The sequence below is a fragment of the Methylophilus sp. Leaf414 genome (assembly GCF_001425425.1).
Classification (GTDB): domain Bacteria; phylum Pseudomonadota; class Gammaproteobacteria; order Burkholderiales; family Methylophilaceae; genus Methylophilus.
Genome location: NZ_LMQQ01000004.1, coordinates 19,399 through 40,440 on the forward strand (window position 1 = coordinate 19,399; position 21,042 = coordinate 40,440).

A 21,042-nucleotide genomic window follows, 5' to 3' on the forward strand; every position below is an offset into this window, starting at 1 on the left:
GAGCGAATGGAGTAAAGACATGAATCAGGGAATCTATCAACTGGTATTCAGCAAAATTCACCATGCCATGGTGGTGGTGTCTGAAGTCGCCTCATCTCGTGCCGGTGAAGGGCGCACACGCTCACGTCGCGCCGCTGGTATATGGCTGGCCCTGAGTATGCTCCCAGGACCCTGGATGGTCATGTCTGCCTGGGCAGATTTGCCGGCGGGCATCCAGATCCGTGACATTGTCAACGAGTCAACCAAGGTGATCAGCTCCACCACCAACCAGATCACTTTCCAGCAGTTAAAGCCGCAAGCCATTGTCAATTACGACAAACTCAATCTGGGAGCTGGGCAACAGTTCAATGTGAATATGCAGGCGGGCTGGTCTATGCTGAACCGCGTGCATAGTGTGGATCCCAGTGTCATCAATGGCAATGTGAATGCTGCTGGTAATATTTATTTTGTGAATGCCAATGGCGTGATTATTGGCAAAGACGCTGTTTTTAATGTCGGTTCACTGTTTGCTGGCACCCTGAATATCACCGATGAACTGTTCCAGTCCGGCTTCATTAATGATAGCGGGTATAACAGTGTGTTTGAGCTGGTGGATACGATTAACCTGACCCCGGAACAGGCCGCTAAAGTAAACAACGCTGAGGTGCGTGTAGAGGCCGGTGCGCAGATCAATGCAGCCAAAGGCGGCAAGGTCATGCTGTTTGCCCCTAATGTCAGAGTAGAAAAAAATGCTGTTATCAAGACTCCTGATGGCCAGACTATTCTGGCTGCAGGTAAGAAAATCTATCTGAAAGGTAGTCAGGATCCGGCCGGCATGCTGGTAGAAGTCGCGTCAGGCGGCACAGCCACCAACCTGGGCAAGATCGTTGCCGAACGCGGCAATATCACTATGATGGGCCTGGCTGTCAATCAAATGGGTACCGTTTCTGCCACTACATCTATACGTGCCAACGGTTCTGTCAGGCTGATCGCACAGGCGGATACGAACGTAGTGAACGGGTTGGCTGATGAGCGTCGCGACGGTATCGTGACTTTAGGAAAAGATAGCGTCACTGAAGTCACTCCTGAAATGGGTGACAAGGAAGAAGTGCTGGCGTCACTTGCCTTTAAAACCTCGGATATCAATATCCAGGGCAGCCTGGTCAATATCGATGGCCTGGTTAGCGCTAAAGGTGGCAATGTCACGGTGAGCAGCCTGTTCGATGCTGCCTCGGTATTGAACAGCTCTGTGGCACGGCGTATTCATCTGGGTGAATACGCGACCATAGATGTGTCCGGGGTCGATGCTACCACTTCTATGGACCGTTTCCAGCTGGCAGTCCAGCTGAACTCCGATGCACTCAAAGATAACCCTATCCTGCGTGGTTCAAACCTGTTTGGCAAAACGGTGTATGTGGATGCACGTAAAGGCACAGATTTATTTGATGTTCAGCCTTATATCGATTCGACACGCATGGCTACCGTTGCTGAAAAGATGACTAATGCGGGCACGGTGTCATTAACCACCTCTAACGAAATCATTGCCGAAAAAGGCTCTACCATTAATGTTTCAGGTGGATCTACTACATATACAGCTGGTTCATTAAAAGAGTCGCAGCTGGTTTATAACGGTAAGCTGGTGCCTATATCGCAAGCCAAGACCGGTGTGGCTTACAGCGAAATAGGCGACACAAAAACGGTGATTGATCCAAAATGGGGTACGACCACCACCTATACGCTAGGCAATTTAACCAATAAGGTACCAGGATTTTTTGAAGGGGCAAATGCAGGTACCGTTCGCGCACTCACTTCAACGCCTGGTACTGCATTTGTCCAGAAACTGGTACTGGATGGCACAATGATAGGAACCACCAGGATCAGCCAGCAACAGATACTAGCAAATGATATTCCTTTAGGCGCTTCTCTGGTGGCCAGTGCAATCAATCTCAATATGGAGGGTTCAGGCCAGAATTTGCCTGACAATTTTGCTTTTGGTGACGTATTGGCAGGAGGAGATGGTTTTGTCTCCCGCATCAATACCAGTTTCCTGAAACAGGGATTTAACCGGATTGATCTGCAGGATGTCCAGTCGCTAAATGTGAATTCTGCGTTGGCTTTAGATACTAATGGGTCACTGACACTGGGCCGCCTGGGCAGTACAGTGAATATCAATAAGAATATTACCGCGCAGGGTGCGGATATTAATCTGAATGCCACCCGCACCCGTATCGCTGATAATGTAAATATCTCTACCGCAGGTAATTTCGTCAATAACAAAACCGGTATCAAGGGAGCATTAACACAGCAAACGGCTGAAAATGCGGGCAACATTCAGGCTGGCATTGTGGAGTTTGGAAATAATGTAACGCTGGATGCGTCATCCGGTGCGTCTGTAGACAGTAATGGGATTTTACATACTGGCCAGGCTGGCAATATCGGGTTTACAACGGAAAAACAGTTGCCTTCAAATTTAACGCTACGTGCCTATGGGTTTGATAAAGGCGGTGAACTCAGTATTCAGTTTGGTGAAGGAACACAAACCAATCTGCATATAGGTGCCGGCAACATTGCGACGGATGCGCTGAATTTCAGCCTGTCTAACAGTTTCTTCAGCCAGGGCGGTTTCTCCAAATATAATCTGGGTGCTTTCAATATCCATGTGGGTTCAGACAGTGTGGGTGCCACCAGCATGGTCTATGGCGTTGCACAGAATCTGCAGGTGAAATCCGGATTCAATACTGCCACTAGTGCTGACAATATCTTTTCTGTGACCCGCCTGATCACTAGACCTGACTATTTACGCCAGGCTGTTTCTTTTGATTTTGCAACATACCGTGCGGGTGATGATTTGGGTGTGTTGACCGTACATGAAAATGCACACATCAAGACAGATGTCGGTGGCGACGTACAGTTGTCAGCAGGCAAGCAGGTCAATGTGCTTGGGGATATTACCGCTAAAGGCGGAGATATCACGCTAAGAATTAACGATGAAGACCCAGCCCTGCCGGAAGACTCAAGCCAAATGGTGTTTGTTGGCAGCAATTCCACGCTAGATGTATCAGGGTCAAGTTTCCTCTTGCCGAATTCACGTACCGGCCTGGAACAGAATCAAATCGTTAATGCCGGTAGCATTACAATAAACAGCGCTACAGATGAACAAAAAGGGGCTGTTGTCATCAAGCAGGGTGCATTATTAAATGTGTCCGCCGCCAATGTTGCTACGCGTACACTGACAAACCGCGGGTATATCACTGAAACACTTTATGGTGATGCTGGCGAAATCAGTTTATATGGTTATGGCAGCTTGCTGGTAGACGGAAAGTTATCGGGGCAAGCGCAAGGAACAGGCCGAGGTGGTAGCCTGAACATGTTCTTTGAATCGGTGCCTTATCCTGCTGATGACTTCAGTACCATGTATGTGAATGGCAGCGGACGTTTCCATGTAACCAATGACCTGCAATTATTAACCACGAATATCCAGGCAGGTGATGCACTAAAGGATAGTGCCCCGGTCACGTCGTCTAGTGGCCAGTTACAGCGCGCCCAGATATCTGCAGCACAAATCGAGTCCGGTGGCTTTGACAATGTGCGCATCGGTACTTTTGACCGGAATGCAACTGCTGAAACCAGCCAGATGCTGCTTGCCGGTAACCTGGATTTAACGGTGGCCGGGAATCTGCGCCTGGATAGCCCAGTGTTGCAAGTGCTGGATGATGGGCATGCCAAGCTGAGTGCAGGTCATTTGCAGTTACATAGCCGTAAAAACGATGTTGATCCGGCGGTGTTGACGGGCAGTGGCGAGCTCACAATGAATGCCAACCAGGTTTATATTGATGGCCTGGTAGCAACCAGTGGTGTCAACCGTACTAACCTGAATGTATTGCGTGACATCCATGGCCAGGGTGTAGCCACTTTTGTCCAGGTGGGGCAGTTAGCCACAGAGTCAGGACTGACTACGCAAGGTCAGCTGAACCTGACTGCCAGGCAGATTTATCCTGACTCGGGTGCAAAACTGACTTTCACGGCAGAAGGCGCTGACAGCCAGATCAACGTGAGTTCCAGTGGATTGGCACCTTCCAATATATTGTCTGGCGGTGGCATCCTGACCTTGCAGGCCAATAAAATCCAGCAGGATGGCGTACTCAAGGCACCATTCGGGCAGATACACCTGAATGCTTCCGAGAGTGTCACACTGGGTGCAGGCAGTTTAACCACTGTTTCCGGTACCGGTCAGAATATCCCTTTCGGCATGACGATGTCGGCTGGTGAGGTATTCAACCCTGGTGACGGCAAAACCCGTAACCTGGTGGAAAAAGAGATCTCGATCAACGCGCCTGACACCAAGCTGGGTGAAGGTGCCACAATCGATCTTTCCGGGGGAGGCGAGTTGTTTGCCTATGAGTGGATCAGTGGCGGGGTAGGCGGTACGCAGGATATCCTGGCACAACCGGATACCTATGCGCTGATACCCACCATGACTTCGGATTATGCCGCCACAGACCGTTTATACAACAACGGCTCTGCCGGCATAGGACAAACCATTTACATCACTGGTGTGGATGGCGTGCCGACCGGCACTTATACTTTGTTGCCTGCACGTTATGCCCTTGTGCCTGGTGCCTTTGTCGTACAGCGCAGCGATGCTTCTTTAGTACGCGGGCAGACTTCCGCCCTGCAGGATGGCAGCAAGCTGACAACCGGTTATATGGCTGACCTGAATACCGGTGCCAAAGACGCAAACTGGTCTACTTTCCGCGTGATAAACGGCAGTGTGTTCCGGCCGGCAGAAGGCGCTGTTTCGAAAGCGCCTTCCCAGTACGTAATTACCAACGCCAGCAGTTATTTCAATGATCCATTGAATACAGGCGGCGCTGATGTGAAAAATACGCAGGATGCGGGCAAACTGACATTGCAGGCACAACAACTCGCCCTGGAAGCCAGTGTCGTTGGCCGCAAGATCACCGGGGCAGATGGCCTGATGGTGGATATCAGCTCAAACAGTATCCGGGTCGTTAATCAGAAAGACAATGCTGACAGCACCAGCCTGCAATTGCAGGTGAGTCAGTTAAATGCGCTTAACGCAGAAAGTATCCTGCTCGGCGGCACACGCAGCCAAAACAATAACACCACCAACATCAATACGGTTGCCAATACGGTCAGCATAGAAAATGATGCGGGCCAGGTATTGCAGACTGGTGAATTGATGGCAACCGCAACGGACAGCGTGAACGTGGCAGCCGGTGCACAGATCGATACTGGTGCAAGAAATGCAAATGCTAAAACAGTTAATGTAAACACCAGCGGAGATGGTGCTTTTCTCGGGCTGTCATCCAATAACCAGTTGCAATATACGCGTACGGGTTCATCTATCAATGCCCAGAGCGGTAATTTGAACATCGCTGCCAACTCTCAAATCTCGGCGGGCAACTCGCTGGTCATGGATGGAAGCCAGAATGTGACGTTTGAAGGGAACATTGCCCTGGCAGATGGCGCAAGTGCGACACTCGGTTCCAACCGTATCCTGATCGGTGATGTACCTAACGGTGTTTCCGGCCTGCATGTGAGCGACCAGACACTGTCGCAACTGGATAACGTCGCTAACCTGACCTTGAACAGCTACAGTACCGTGGATACTTACGGCGATGTCACTTTCGGCAATGACAAACTGAACCTGACAGTGAATGCGGCTGGTATTGCCGGCCATCTGGCGAGTGGGGAAGTGGCTGCACCTGCCAATCAGACCGTGACAATTAACACCAAGACATTTACCCTGAAGAATACGGTAGATGCCACATACGCAGGGGCGCCGAATCCTTCAGGCAGAACATTGCAGATCAATGCAGACTCTGTACGCCTGGAAGGTGACCGTGCAAATGTACTGGAAAATAATGCGGTTGCCATTGCAGATAAAAACACCATAGGCGGTTTTGATGCCGTACAGGTCAATGCCAAATCACTGACCGTGGCTGAGGGTGGTGCATTAGACCTGCAGGTGAACCAGACGCAACTGAATGTAGGCAGGATCACTGCCGAAAGTTCAGCGAATTACACGATAGGAAGTGTCGGAACATTATCCACTACCCAGGGGAATACGGCAGGGTTGGCTGCCAATACCAATATCGGTGGCAAGCTGACGCTGCAGGCCGATCAACTTAATGTGAATAGCCGTATCGAAACGCTTTCCGGGCAAATCAACTTGCAGGCGGATACGCAGTTGAACCTTGGCAGCCAGGCAGTCGTCACGGCCGCATCAGCGACTAAAACCTATGCTGAAAAGACTGCTTATGTTGATGCCGGCAAAGTCCAGTTAAGCAGTGGCGGCGATATCGTCACCGATGCGGGCGCCGTGGTGAATGTCAGCGCGCAGGGCGATGCAGATGCCGGTAAAGTGACCGTTTCAGCCACCTCAGGCGATCTGCAGTTGCAGGGGCAGCTGGATGGACGGGCACTGGGCACAGGTAAAGGCGGTTCACTTGAGGTGGATGTCAGGGCATTGCCTTCTGTCGTCGCGGTTGACCAGCAGGCGCAGGGCTTCAGCCAAAGCCGCAGTTACCGTGTGCGTACCGGAGATGTGGCGGTTGATGGTACTGGTGCGCAATCTTTGACTGCGAAACAGGTGGCAGTGACTGCGGATCAGGGTGCCATTAATGTTTCCGGTACCATTAATGCCAACAGTGACAAGCAAGGTTCCATCAGCCTGAATGCAAACGGCGATGTCACCTTGCAGTCCAGTGCGCAACTGACTGCTAACTCCTCCAAGGCTGGCGCCGAAGGCGGCAAGGTCATGCTGGCCACACAAAATGGGGCACTTAATCTGAACCAGGGTTCTGCAATCAGTGTGGCCGGAGGTGCGAATGGGTCTGGCGGAGCAGTGCATTTACGTGCGCCGCGTACCGGCGCAGGCTCAGGAAATGGTGTTGCCGTGAACGCACTTGAAACAACGATCACCGGTGCAAAATCTGTAGTCCTGGAAGCTGTAAAAGTGTTTGATAACGTGAGTACACTCACAAGTAGTGGCGATGGCTCCGGAGGCATATTAGGTTACGACACATTGGCAAGTGATGCGAATAGCTTCATGGCAAACCAGGCGAGTATTCTGGCTGCGCTAGGCAAGGGTAGTGACAGCAGTTTCCATTTGCGCGCCGGGCAAGAGATCCGTTCGGACGCCGACATTAATGTAGATGCTGATTGGGACTTGTCTTCAGTACGTGACGGCAATGAACCTGGGGTATTGACGCTGCGCGCCGCCAACAATCTGAATGTAAATGCCACTATCAGTGATGGATTCAATGGTACCGGCACCAGTGCAGCCATTAGTGCTGGAGATTCATGGAGTTACCGGTTTGTATCTGGCGCAGATATGCATTCCGCCAACGTGATGAACACCTTGCCGTCTGTGATGGATTCGACTGGTAACAGTACGTCAGGAAATCTCACTTTGGCTGGCAATGTACTGGTGAGAACCGGAACGGGTGATATCGAGATTGCAACAGGTGGTGACCTCGTCATGAGTAACGAAAGTTCAGTGATTTACACTGCTGGTGTTGAAGCTGCAGAGCTGCCTGGCTTCACTTTGCCAGTCAGCGCTCAACGTCCTTTATATCTTGACAATGGCGGTGACATCACGCTGAATGTGCGCGGTAACATTAATGGCGCAGAGAATGATAACCGCCAGGTGATCAATCAATGGTTGTTCCGCCAGGCTGGCGGTAGCCAGTTGAAAGACGCCTCCTGGTGGATACGTAATGATCAGTTCCGCCAAAGCCTGGGTGCATTGGGCGGCGGCGATGTGACCATCAATGCGGGTGGCAATATTGCGAATTTCTCGGCATCAATACCCACATCAGCCCGGTTTGACAACTTTGGTGATGGTGCGACAGGTGCAAGTGTGGTGAATGGTGGCGGTAATCTCAGTATTTCAGCCGGTGGCGATTTGTATAGCGGGGTATATTTTGTCGGTAAAGGAGAGGGCACTATCAAGGTAGGAGGCAGTGTCGGTGTACAACCAGACAAGATGTATGGCACAGTACTGGCCATGATGGATGGCCAGTTTGATGTCAGTGCCGGTAAAGATGTGAGTATCGAGGGCACCGTCAATCCCACATTATTGCCACAATCCACGACCAATTCACCCACTACTCCTGCTGGCAGGGTCCATAACAGTTACTTTAATACCTATAGCGAAGCAGCTGCTGTAAGCCTAAATTCTCTCACCGGGAACATCCGCTATGCCACGCAGTTAGAAGCCCTGTTGACAGGGTCAACTGGCTTACGTGCAGGTATCTATGGGGGTATGGGTTTGAATCCGGGCACCGTCAATATGGCAGCACATAATGGCAGTATCACGATGGGACAGGCTTACCTGGTACCTGCCAGCAAGGGTAATCTTTCACTATTGGCAGAACAAACTGTTTCGATAGACAGACTGATGATGTCGGATGCCAATATCAGTGATTTGCCTAACATCAATCGTCCTGAGGATTCAGCATTCATAGGTGGCTTTACTATCGATAACAGCCTGCTATCGAATACGCTGCCATATTTCAATAACCATGCCACCAGCCTGTTGCATGCGAATGATTTCCAGACTTCCTTCATTGTGTCCAAATCCGGTGATGTCCGTAGTTATGACGTTGCCGTGCCTGGCCTGATCTACTTGCCGAAAGCGACACAGATCGTGGCTGGCCAGGATGTCAGCAACCTGAATATCGGGCTGCAGAATAACCGTACTAGTGATATCAGCGTGATAGCCGCCGGCCGCGATGTGAATACCAAGAATGTCGTGATTGGCGGGCCAGGAGAGTTACTGGTACAGGCCGGTAGAAATGTTGACCTGATTTATACAGATGTGACCACTATTCAGGCCACGGGCAGCACGGGTACGAAACAGGGTGATTTCCAGTTCACTCCCGCTTCGCGTGCCAATACCTTGCTGCCGGCGGCAGGATCTTCCATCAGTATGCTGGCTGGCGTAGGCGCAGGGGCCAAAGTGCAGGATTATATTGAACGCTACATTGCGCCAACCGGTGCCGGCCCTGATGTGCTGGAAGAAAATGCCAGCGCCTTGAACAGCTATAAAGCAAAAACAGCGGCTTATTTGCTGGCGTTCATGAAAAAACTGACGGGTAATGACACGCTGACAGAAGCCGAGGCATTCACCCAGTTCAATGCCCAATCTAATGCGGTAAAAACCGTATTCGTGAACCGGCATTTAACCACTGAGTTAATCAGTTCCGCGCAATCGTTTGCCAAGGCCGGCAACCATGACCGCGGCAATGATGCCCTGGCGGCGCTTTATCCGACCAAGGCCGCTGGCGATATCCTGTTGTTCAACTCGAAGATATCCACTAACAGTGGCGGGAGCATAGATCTGGTAGCCCCCGGCGGCCTGATCAATGTCGGTGTGCCAGGTCAGGGTGGGGATGATATTGGTATCATCACTGAAAAAGGCGGCGAGATCCGTGCCATTGCCGATGGTGATTTCTCGGTGAACCAGTCCAAGGTGATTACGCAATTTGGCAGTGACATCGCTATCTGGTCAACTAATGGCACTATTGATGCCGGCAGGGGCTCCAAAACAGCCACCTCTGTGCCCGAACGTATTGTACAGACAGATGTTTTCGGTAATACCATTGTTGAAGTCCGTGGCGTAGCTTCAGGCAGTGGTATCCGGGCACAGACTTACGATCCTGATGGCCCGAACGGACCGCAAAAAGCACCAACCCAGGGTAACGTATTTCTGACTGCGCCGGTGGTGGATGCCGGTGAAGCCGGTATTCAGGGGATTATCCAGATTGTTGCGCCTGTAGTATTAAATGCGGGAAATATCCAGGCAAGCGCAGGATCAACCGGGGTGCCTACAACGACAACAACTGCAGTCGCCGGCCTCAACACAACCACTAACCCTGATTCCGTGAATGCTGCTGCACAGGCTGTCGCGCAGAGTGTGGCCAATTCTGCAGTAAACAATGCGTTTACCAAGCCGGTATTGCCTTCGATCATTTCCGTGGATGTGATAGGGATTGGCCGATAGCTTAGAAACATTCATTGCTAATGAAAGTCTGGCAAGTGAAACTGGAAACGCCCACTAACCGTGGGCGTTTTTTTATGGAGCTTCAGGATTTACTTAGCTGCAAATGCCTTCCTTAACTCGCCTATCGCAAACACCTGCGCTTCCCTGGCTTTGGCAACCACATCCGCCATACCAAAAAACTCATGGGTAACACCGGTATAGTGACGGTAAGTCACTGGGATACCATCACTTTCCAGGCGTTCGGCAAACTCTTTACCTTCTTCATACAGCGGATCAATTTCTGCTGTAATCACTGTCGCTGGCGGCAGGTCTTTCAGTGAACTTGCTTTGTCCGGCAATGCATAGGAACTGTAAGCATCAATGGGTTCACTGTAATGTTTGAAGAACCAGTTCATCATTGCCGCGTTTAGCGGTTTGGCGTTGGCGTTGTCTATGTATGAAGAGTTAAACACATTGTTATTCACCACCGGATAGATCAGTAACTGGTGCAACGGCTGTGTCACATCCTTATCACGTGCCATCAATGATACGACTGCGGCCAGGTTGCCACCTGCACTCTCACCGGCAACGGCGATACGCTTGCGGTCACCATTGATTTCTTCCGCATGTGACAACAGCCACTGGTAAGCGGCAAAGGCCTCATTAGGCTGGGTAGGGAACTGGTGTTCCGGTGCCTGGTGATAATCCAGTGATACGACTATAGCCTGCACACCCTGGGCAAGCGCAATGATAGAACCTTCATAGGTTTTGGTATCAGCAATCACAAAACCACCACCATGGAAGTACAGGATTACCGGGAAAGGACCTTCGCCGTGCGGGGTATAGACCTGTGCAGGCACACTCCCCAGCGGACCGCCTGGAATACTGATTGTAGATTTGGTATACAATTGGGTTGGTGACTGGTGACCACTTTCTTTAAGTAGTTTTTTCACCGCATCGGTGGGTGTAGGTTGCTGGCGTGCTTCCTGGGGCGATAAAGTCTCAATCGGCTTACCGCCAAGTGTAGCGAGTGCGTCCAGCACTTTTTGCATGTCAGGATCAGCAGCAGGAGGCTCACCGCCCAAGGCTTTTTTGATTGCTTCAACCGGGCCTGATCCCTCAATCGCAGGGAGGATACCCGCTGCTTTATTCAGTAAAGTGTCATTGTTGGATGTTGTCGCCATAACTTTTCCTTTCATTGGCTGAGAGTAAATATGCTGAAAACATACCTTAGCCAGTTAGTCACGATGTTCCTATCAGGTATAGCGCCAAATTCATGTAGGAAAAGCTCTACAAGTTAATTTCATCCAGCTCTAGTGACGAAATACAGGGAGACAAGATTAATGGCTGCTAATAAAACCTGCAGGTGCCAGATAACTAGTCTGCAATTCTGGTCACTGACCTAAAACTGTATTAATCCCATTGCCTTTCAGACCTGTTCCATAGTCCGACCTACCTAGTTTTGTGGCAGCAAACTTAATAATTTCCCCTCGCTAAATTGCTAAATTAATCAGGCTTTTATTCAAGTAGAAAACTTGCGGAGTCTGAGAAATGAAATTAAAAAAATTACAGTGGTTGCTGGCTTTATCCGGGCTGGTTCAAATGAGCCTGACAGCCCAGGCCGGCGTTGTCATTAGCCAGATTTATGGTGGTCAGGGCAATGTCTTTAACCAGGATTATGTGGAGCTGTTCAACAACGGCAACGCTGCCGTTGATATCAGCGGCTGGTCTGTGCAATACAGCAGCGCCACCGGTACCGGTAACTTTTCTGCCAACGGCGTGACAACGCTGTCTGGTTTGTTGCAGCCTGGCCAATATTACCTGGCGGGTTTAAGAAGTGCTGCCAATGGCTCAGCACTGCCAACGCCTGATACCAGTAATAACGCGACTGATATGAGCGGCACCAACGGCAAGGTGGTGCTGGTAAACAGCAGCACAGGTTTAGCCTGTAACGGTGGTTCAACCGCTTGCAGCCCGGCACAACTGGCACAGATTGTTGACCTGGTAGGTTACGGTTCAGCTAACTTCTTTGAAGGCTCAGCCGCTCCTGCGATCAGCAGCAGCACCGCATTGTTGAGGAAAAACAATGGCTGCCAGGACAGTAATCAGAACAACAACGATTTCTCCACCGGCACACCGGCACCACGTAACAGCAGCAGCACTGTGAATGTATGTGGCGGCGGTAATCCAGGTAACCAGCCGATTGTGACCTCCTGCCCGGCAGTTACTTTGCAGGTAGGCGAAGCGGGTTCTGTATTACTTCAGGCTTCTGATGCAGACAGTATTGTTAACGCAGCGACGCTGTCTGCCACTGCACCAGCCGGTGTGACATTGAGCAATTTTATCGCAGCAGGTAGCGATGGCCAGCCAGCCAGCGCAAGCTTGCAACTGGATGGCAGCCTGCCAGCCGGGACTTACGCGGTTGACGTGAAGTTTGACAATAACGAAGCGCAAACCGCGACGTGTAGTGTGAGTGTTACGGTGCAAAGTGGCAGCATTACCCGTATCTTCCAGATCCAGGGTAGTGGTTTAGGTGTGGCTTCAGTTAGCCCGCTCAATGGTCAGAACGTGACCACAGAAGGCGTGGTGACTGCCGTGTTCCCGGGCTTGAATGGCTTCTATCTCCAGGACGAAGCAGGTGACGGTAACCCGCTGACTTCTGACGGTATTTTTGTTTACCTGGGTTCCGGTGTGACACCGACTGTCAGCAAAGGCCAGAAAGTGCGCCTGAATGCCAGTGTGACCGAGTTTAATACCATTACCGAGCTGATCAATGTCAGTGGTTTGCAGGTACTGAGCAGCAATAATGTCATTCTGCCAACTGACATTATCTTACCGGAAGTGACTGAAGGTGACCTGGAGGCCTATGAAGGCATGCTGGTACGCATTACCACACCATTGACCGCTTCCCAGAACTACTTCCAGGGTCGTTATGGTCAGGTGACTCTGTCTGCTGAAGGTCGAATGATCAAGCCGACCAATATTCACCCGGCCAACTCAACAGCTGCGGCACAACTGGCTGATGACAATGCACGTCGTCGCCTGGTGCTGGATGACGGCAGCAGCGTGCAAAACCCTAACCCGATTCCATTTATCGGTGAAGACAATACCTTGCGCGCTGGCGACATTGTGGAAAACCTGGTTGGCGTGATTGATCATGGTTTGATCACGGCTTCCAACCCGGGTCCACGTGACTACAAGTTGCATCCAACCGAGCCAGTGCAATTCAGCCGTGAAAATGTGCGTACTGCGGCCCCTGCCAGCGTAGGTGGTAATGTCAAAGTTGCCAGCTTTAACGTGCTGAACTACTTTACAACGTTCACTAACGGCGCAACAGCCAGCGGCCAAAGCGGCCAAGGTTGCCGCCTGGGTAGCAGCGTGTCTGCCTCTAACTGCCGCGGTGCCAATAACCTGGTGGAATTCAACCGTCAGCGGAACAAGATCGTACGTGCACTGACAGCGATCAATGCTGACGTGGTTGGCCTGATGGAAATCCAGAACAACGGAGCTACAGCGGCACAGGATCTGGTCAATGGCCTGAATGCAATGTTGGGAGCCAATACCTACGCCGTGATTGCTGATCCCGCCAACGGTACCGGTACCGATGCGATCAAGGTGGCCATGATTTACAAACCCGCTCGTCTGACACCTACGGCAGCAGCTTTATCTGATAACAACAGCATCAATAATCGTCCAACCCTGGCACAAACGTTCCAGGCTGCCAACGGTGAAAAGTTCTCTGTGCTGGTGAATCACCTGAAATCCAAAAGCTGCTCCGATGCAGGGGGTGCAGACGCAGATCAAGGTGATGGTCAAGGTTGCTACAACTCACAACGTCTGGCACAAGCTAACCAGTTAGTGCAATTCATCCAGACCGTGAAAAACCAGGCTAACAATCCAAACGTGATGGTGATTGGTGACTTGAACGCTTACGGCAAGGAAGACCCCGTGCTGGTGCTTGAAAATGCCGGTTTGCAGGATCAGATTGCACGCTTCAATGACCAGGCCGGTTACTCCTATGTGTTTGATGGTGAATCCGGTTACCTGGACCATGCACTGGCAAATGCTGATCTGGCCGCGAAAGTTACAGGCACTGTGCACTGGCATATCAACGCCGATGAACCCTTTGTCATTGATTACAACACCGAGTTCAAACCACAAGACTTGTACACAGACTCACCATACCGGTCATCTGACCATGATCCGGTGATCGTAGGTCTGCAACTGGTGAAATCGATACAAGGCTCTGCTCAGCGCGACACATTGATAGGTACTGCGGGTGATGACGTACTGACCGGCGGTATCGGTGCTGACACCATCACCGGCGGAGCTGGCCGCGACCTGTTCGTGTATCAGAGCATGCGTGATGCGACTGACACCATTACTGACTTTACGCCAAGTGAAGATCAGCTGGATATCCGTGAATTGCTGCAAAGCATCGGCTATCAGGGCGCACAACCGTTCGATGATGGCGTGGCACGCTGGGTCAGCGTTGCCGGCGGGACACAATTACAGATTTCAGCCAAGCCACTGGTGACCTTGAAAGGGGTGACACCGGCCAATCTGAATGCACAGCGCGACGTACGTTGGTAAGTAAGTTTGCGTTCATAAGCCGGCGTGACCCAAGTATCACGCCGGCAAACAACAAACCATGAAATAAGCGGTTATTAAAATTTACATTGAGAGAGGATTTAATCATGAAAAAAATCAGTTTAATCGTAGCACTGCTACTGTCCACACAAGCTAACGCGGCATTAAATGCCGGTGACATCCTGTTCACGTCATTCAACGCCGATGAAGATGGTCTGTCATTTGTGACTTTAGTTGATATCGCTGCCAACACCACGATCTACTTCAGCGATAACGAGTGGACCGGTAGCGCATTCAACACAGGTGAAAGCTACAACCAGTGGGTTTCCAGCAGCGTTGTGACTGCAGGTACAGTGGTGCGTTTTGCAGAATACGACAAAGCCACTTTGTCAGCCTCAACCGGCATCTTGTCTCGTGCAACCGTTAGCGGCAACAGCAACTGGGGTCTTTCCAACTCAGGTGAAACGGTTTATGCCTATGTAGGGTCTGGCGCCACTGCACCAACGACATTCCTGTCAGCCATCACTAACGGTACCTTCGCGTCGAATGGTCCGTTGACCAACACAGGCCTGATCAATGGTGTGAACGCTATTGAACTGACTGCTAAAGCCGGTGCTTCCAGCGAGCCAGACTATGCAGAATACAACGGTGTACGCAGTGGCTTGAACAATTTTGCTGATTACAAGGCGCAAGTCGCTGATGTGAATAACTGGAATGTAGACACTGTGAATAACAGCGTGTCAGCCGGTGTCGTGCCTAACACGACTGCATTCACCATTAACGCAGTGACACCAGTGCCGGAAGCAGACAGCTCAGCGATGTTGCTGGCTGGGTTGGGTTTATTGGGTCTGGTTCGTCGTCGTCAATCACGTTAATACTGAAAAAGAGTGCCGTGATTTTCGCGGCACTCCATGGAGAAGAACATGTTTAAACTGAAACAATTAACTGTATGCGTTGCGCTGGCATTCACTGCCGGTAGCGCCTTGGCAGAAGGCGTGACTGTATTACACTTAGGTGACCAGGAAAGCTGGTTATTGTCTGCACAAGGTAACTTGCGCGATGACGCCGGCCAGGCCATTTCGTTTTACGGTGGCGTTGACCGTCTTGCCTCTGTGATTAAAAATGCCGAAACAGCTGCTGTGGCGCAAAGCCGTACAGTACTGAAACTGAATGCCGGTGATGCATTTTTGCCAGGCCCTCGGTTTACGGCCAGCTTGAATAACCTGACTAACAGCTTTAGCGATGGAGGCCAGGATTTTTATGATGCGATTGCTTTACGCCAGATTGGTTTTGACGCCATGGTGTTCGGTAACCACGAATTTGACCTCGGCCCGCAAGTGGCTGCGCGTTTTGCCAAAGTATCCGGCAGCACTTATCTTTCCAGCAACCTGAATTTCAATGCCACCTCAGAATTCAGCGCATTGAAAGCCAGCGGCCAGGTAGCACCTTCCAAAGTGATCACCACCACTGCCGGTCATAAAATCGGCCTGGTAGGCGCGACGACACCATTATTGCCAAGTATCTCATCCCCGGGTGCAGTGAATGTGATTGGCTACGATGCCAGCAATACTGAAGCACAAAACCTGCAAGCGCTGATTCCTATTATCCAGGCCGAAGTCACCCGCCTGCGTAGTGAGCAAGGTGTGACGACAGTGATTTTGATGAGCCACCTGCAAAATGCAGCTAACGAGATCAATGTGGTGATTCCGGCGCTGACCGGTGTTGACCTGGTATTGTCTGGTGGCGGCCATGAGTTGATGGTGGACCCTGATGATGCGCTGATCAATGGTGGCGTAGCCGCGACGTTCACTTCACACCCGGTCAATGCTGTGGATGCGAACGGCAAAACAGTGCCGGTATTAACCAGCCACTTTGGTAACCGTTATGTGGGCCAGGTCAATTTCACGATTGATGACAGCAATGGTAAATTTGTGGCGATTGAATCCAGCAAAATGATGCGCGTGACCGGTGCCGCTGCCGATGCAGACCGCGTAGCCGGGGATGCAACGATTAAAGCACAGGTAGTGACGCCAGTGCAGAACTATATTTCTGTGCTGAATGCTCAAATCATTGGCACGACAGCGGTTAAGTTGAATGGCCCGACACACACTACTTGTGCTGCTTTGCCATGCACATTTGTGGCCGGTGTACGTAACGCAGAAACTGGCCTGGGTGACCTGGTTGCCGATGCAATGCGCTTTGCCGGTAAAACAGAAGTCGCGATCCAGAACAGTGGCGGGATTCGTACCAATATTGCTGCCGCTGGTAATGTGTCTGTTGGCGACACGTTCAATATCCTGCCATTTACCAATCTGGTCAAACGCGCACCAGCAGTGAATGCCACGCAATTGAAAGATTTGCTCGAACATGGTTATGGCGACACCAGCCCGACAGGTCGTGCCAATGGCCGTTACCCGCAAATCTCCGGTATGCAAGTGATTTACAACAGTACCAATGTTGCCAGAACGACTAAAGGCACCGGTAACCGCGTGCAACGCGTGGTGTTGGATGACGGCACTGTGCTGATTGATAACGGCGTTGTTGTCAACAACAGTCGTACCTTCTCGTTCACAACGATAGACTTCACTGCCGCTGGCGGTGATGGCTTCCCTTTCGCTGCTAACAACGTGGTATTCGAAGACAGCCCGTTCACCATCACCTACCAGGAAGCCCTGGCCAATTACATTCAATCACCAAAAGCTGAAGGTGGCCTGGGTCGCCTGAATAATGCCGATGGCGATGAAATCACTGTCAACTTCTACGGCCTGGAAAACCAGTATGACAAGGGTGGTCGTCTGATTGACCTGGCGATTGCTACTAGTACTCCTGGCGTGACACGTACTGGTACTGCCAGCCGAGATGTACTGGTGGGCACTGGCGGTGACGACATCATCAATGGCGGTTTGGGCGTAGATACGCTGACCGGCGGCGCAGGTAACGATGTATTCGTCTACAACAGCATGCGTGAAGCTGGTGACACCATCACTGACTTTACCCCATATGCCGACAAATTACAGTTAAGCGCATTGCTGGCTTCGCTGGGTGTTTCAGCCAATGCCGCGATTGCAGACGGATATATCAAGCTGCTGGATGTGACAGGAGGCGTGCAGGTGCTGGTGGATACCGATGGGGCTGCAGGCACGGCTGCCGCTAAAACACTGGTCACCCTGAAAGGCCTGACCGCCAAGCAGGTTGCACCTGCCAGAGACTTTATTCTTTAATTTTTGCCGATTAATTCTTTCTAGAGGAACATATGATGAAATCTTTAATTAAAAAAGCAGCACTGATCGCGCTAATGAGCAGCGTGTTACCTGCACAAGCGGCCATCCAGTCCTGGCAGGTATCGGGTGCAGTGGATTCCGGTCATTACAACGGTACCACTTACCAGGGCCAGTTCAGCTTTGATGATGCCGGCCTGTTGTCTTCCGGTACTGAACTGCTCAACCTGAGCAGCCTGCAATTCAACTTTGGCAGCACATTGTTTGATCTGAGCACAGCTGCACTAGCGCCAGCCACTGCAGTATTCCAGGATGGCGTGTTTACCGGTATCGAATGGTCAGTAGATGCTACCAATCCAGCGATTGGTTTCAGTTTGATTGCTGGTCTGTCAAACACCGGCGATGCATTCTTTGCTTACGATACCTCACTGGGTTTATCCGGTGCTGGCAACCTGACTTACACATTGTCAGCAGTGCCTGAGCCAACACAGTCCGGCATGATTCTGGTCGGGCTGGGTCTGATGGGCTACATTGCAGCTCGCCGCCATCCAAAATAAAAGGTTTAACCTACTTTTACTGCGACCTGTGTAACAGGCAGAATCGCCTACCTTGGCCCGGCTTTGCCGGGCTGTTTTTTTATGAAAATAAAAAAACTAGTCCGCCTAGTCCGATCTTAATTTCTCTGCAACATTCGCTCTATAGACTTGCACCTCGAATTAACTCGACTGCGATGGATATGAAGAAGTCTACCCTTGGTTTATTAACCAGCCTCTGTTTGTTGACCCTTGCTTTACCGGTGAAAGCTGCCTGGAATGCAGACTGGGCAACACAACAAAAAATCACGATTGATACCGCCAATATCAAGGAAGCCGTGAACCAGGCACCGGTGCTGGTTCGCCTGCATTCAGGTAATTTTGACTTTACCGGCGCCAATGTAGATGGCTCGGATATCCGCTTTATTGCCGCAGATGACAAAACAGAACTCAAGTTCTCATTAGAGAAGTATGACGCGGTGAATGAGCTGGCCGTGGCCTGGGTAGTGCTACCGCAATTATCTTCAGCGAATAAAGATCTGGCGATTGGTTTGTATACCGGAAATGAAAGCGCTAAAGCCACCAGTGATGTACAAGCTTTAAGTGATCCGGCACTGCTGGCCCGTTTTGCTTTTTCTGATAAAGCCTTATTGAAAGATAGTGGGCCTAGCCAACTGACAGCCAGTGGTAATGCGACTCAGCAAAAAGCAGGCTTGATCGCAGAAAGTGCAACCCTCAATAATAGTCCGCTGACGATTACTTTGCCGGCAGCACCGCAGTTAGCCAATGGCGCCACCTGGTCAGTCTGGTTGAAGCCGGCCAACCTGCCGCAAACCGCAGAAGTATTCAAGAGTGGCAACGTCAGCCTGAAACTGAATGGCAATGGCCTGGCATTACAGGCTGGCGCAGCGACTGTTAATGGCGGAGAGTTGAAACCAGGTCAATGGCAGCATATCGCACTGGTGTTCCAGGGCGGCCAGGTGGTGCTTTATATCAATGGTCAATCGGTTGGCCAGGCGGCGGCTAATGATGCCCAGGCGGCAGCAACATTGACTGTTGGTGATGCATTGAATGCCGAGATTGACGAATTGCAACTGGCTTCCACTGCACGGAGTGCCGCCTGGTTAAGCCTGGTTGCACAGTCACAAGGTGCCGATGCCAAACTGGTCAAAGTCACACCGGCTGGTGAGGGCGATGGCGAAGAAGAAGGGGAAGCCAACTATATGGGCATCCTGATCGACAGCCTGACAGTCGATGCCAAGGTGGTGATTGCCATCCTGGCGGTGATGTTCGCTATCAGTGTCTGGGTGATGTTCAGCAAGGCCCGCCTGGTCACCATTACCGACAAGGATAATGCACTGTTCCTCAAACGCTTCCAGCAAGCTTCTACCCAGGATTTGTTGAATCTGGACAAGACTGGCACTTATAAAAACTCCAACCTGTTTGGCCTGTATAAAGCCGGGCTGCGTGAAATCAAGAAGCGTGAGCATGATGGCAAAGTGTCTCTGGGTGGTGCCTCCATCGATGCGATTAAAGCTGCCGTTGATGCCGACCTGGTACGTGAAACGCAGCGCATGAACAGCATGATGGTATTACTGACCATTGCGATTTCCGGTGGCCCTTTCCTCGGCCTGCTGGGTACGGTGGTGGGTGTGATGATCACCTTTGCCGCGATTGCGGCTGCGGGTGATGTGAACGTCAACGCGATTGCGCCTGGTATTGCGGCTGCGTTGCTGGCTACAGTCGCCGGTTTGGGTGTGGCGATCCCTGCGCTGTTTGGCTACAACTACCTGGCCAGCCGTGTGAAAAACATCACCATCGCCATGCAGATTTTTGTCGATGAATTCATTACCCGTACCGCTGAACTGTACGGTAAGGAATAAGGCCGCGCGATGTCAGAAGGCGTCAAGGAAGAGAACCAGCTTTACGATGAAATCAACATCACGCCCATGCTCGACCTGGCTTATGTATTGCTGGTGATTTTTATCATTATGACCACCGCGTCAGTACAGGGCGTCAAAGTTGACATGCCACATACCGTGAACTCTGCTGCATTGGCAAAGCCGCAAATGCGTGCCATTACCGTGACCAGTGACGGCAGCGTTTACCTCGATGCTTTTCCGGTAGATATGGCGCAACTGGAACAGCGCCTGGCCGAATATAAAGGCAGCAACCCCGAGTTGCCGGTAGTGCTGAAAGGTGATGCGGCTGCGCATTATGAAAAGGTGTCTGAAGTGCTGGAAATCTGCAAGCGGCTGGATATTACTGAAGTTGGCCTCGTGACTAAGAAGGTTGTGGAGTAAGCATGCAAGTCCAAAACGACGCACAACCCTACGACACCATCAACATTACGCCCATGCTGGACTTGGCCTATGTGCTGCTTGTGATTTTTATCCTGATGACGACAGCTGGCGTGCAGGGCCTGACCATGAATCTGCCCAAACCATCCAACAAACCAAGCACCGAAAAACACGATATGAAGATCGTGCAGGTGCAGCAGGGCGGCACGCTGACCATCAACGGGGTAGGTGTCAGCATGGCAGAGCTGGAAACACAGCTGAACCAGGCCAAAGCGATGGACCCCAAGGTAAACATCATGATCAAGGGCCAGGCACAGGCACCTTATGCCGGCGTGATTTCAGTGATTGACCTGGTCAATCGTCTCGAAATTGAAAATGTCGGCCTGGTCACAGGCAAGATCGGGACCTGA

Annotated in this window: 9 protein-coding genes; 8 read left to right on the forward strand and 1 reads right to left on the reverse strand. The window is 51.2% G+C overall.

Translation table 11 applies throughout. From position 1 onward, the window contains the following. Positions 1-19: 19 nt before the first annotated feature. Complete coding sequence (locus ASG24_RS09200; RefSeq protein ID WP_055870565.1) at positions 20-10,012, forward strand: filamentous haemagglutinin family protein; 9,993 nt, start codon at positions 20-22, stop codon at positions 10,010-10,012. Between the two features lie 89 nt (positions 10,013-10,101). Here the strand turns inward: ASG24_RS09200 and ASG24_RS09205 are convergent, their stop codons facing one another. Beyond that, the gene (locus tag ASG24_RS09205) at positions 10,102-11,175 is read right to left on the reverse strand and encodes an alpha/beta hydrolase (RefSeq protein WP_235562374.1); all 1,074 of its coding nucleotides are present in this window, start codon (positions 11,173-11,175) and stop codon (positions 10,102-10,104) included. 367 nt (positions 11,176-11,542) lie between these two features. On the opposite strand from ASG24_RS09205, the gene ASG24_RS09210 reads away from it, so the two are divergent. The 7 genes from ASG24_RS09210 (at position 11,543) to ASG24_RS09240 (ending at position 21,042) form a co-directional block, all read left to right on the forward strand. Beyond that, positions 11,543-14,584 (forward strand): ExeM/NucH family extracellular endonuclease, encoded by a 3,042-nt coding sequence (locus ASG24_RS09210; RefSeq protein ID WP_055870570.1) that lies wholly within the window; start codon positions 11,543-11,545, stop codon positions 14,582-14,584. 104 nt (positions 14,585-14,688) lie between these two features. Beyond that, positions 14,689-15,456, forward strand: coding sequence for a PEP-CTERM sorting domain-containing protein (locus ASG24_RS09215; protein ID WP_055870572.1), 768 nt, complete (start codon positions 14,689-14,691; stop codon positions 15,454-15,456). 48 nt (positions 15,457-15,504) lie between these two features. Then, entirely contained in the window at positions 15,505-17,802 is a 2,298-nt protein-coding gene (locus ASG24_RS09220; RefSeq protein WP_055870576.1) for a 5'-nucleotidase C-terminal domain-containing protein, read from the forward strand. Between the two features lie 32 nt (positions 17,803-17,834). Beyond that, positions 17,835-18,356 (forward strand): PEP-CTERM sorting domain-containing protein, encoded by a 522-nt coding sequence (locus tag ASG24_RS09225; protein WP_235562375.1) that lies wholly within the window; start codon positions 17,835-17,837, stop codon positions 18,354-18,356. A gap of 179 nt (positions 18,357-18,535) precedes the next feature. Continuing rightward, positions 18,536-20,215, forward strand: coding sequence for a MotA/TolQ/ExbB proton channel family protein (locus tag ASG24_RS09230; protein ID WP_055872011.1), 1,680 nt, complete (start codon positions 18,536-18,538; stop codon positions 20,213-20,215). A 9-nt stretch (positions 20,216-20,224) separates the two neighbouring features. Beyond that, positions 20,225-20,635: a biopolymer transporter ExbD gene (locus ASG24_RS09235; RefSeq protein ID WP_055829947.1), complete on the forward strand. Its 411-nt coding sequence runs from the start codon at positions 20,225-20,227 to the stop codon at positions 20,633-20,635. A 2-nt stretch (positions 20,636-20,637) separates the two neighbouring features. Then, the gene (locus tag ASG24_RS09240; protein WP_055829945.1) at positions 20,638-21,042 is read left to right on the forward strand and encodes a biopolymer transporter ExbD; all 405 of its coding nucleotides are present in this window, start codon (positions 20,638-20,640) and stop codon (positions 21,040-21,042) included.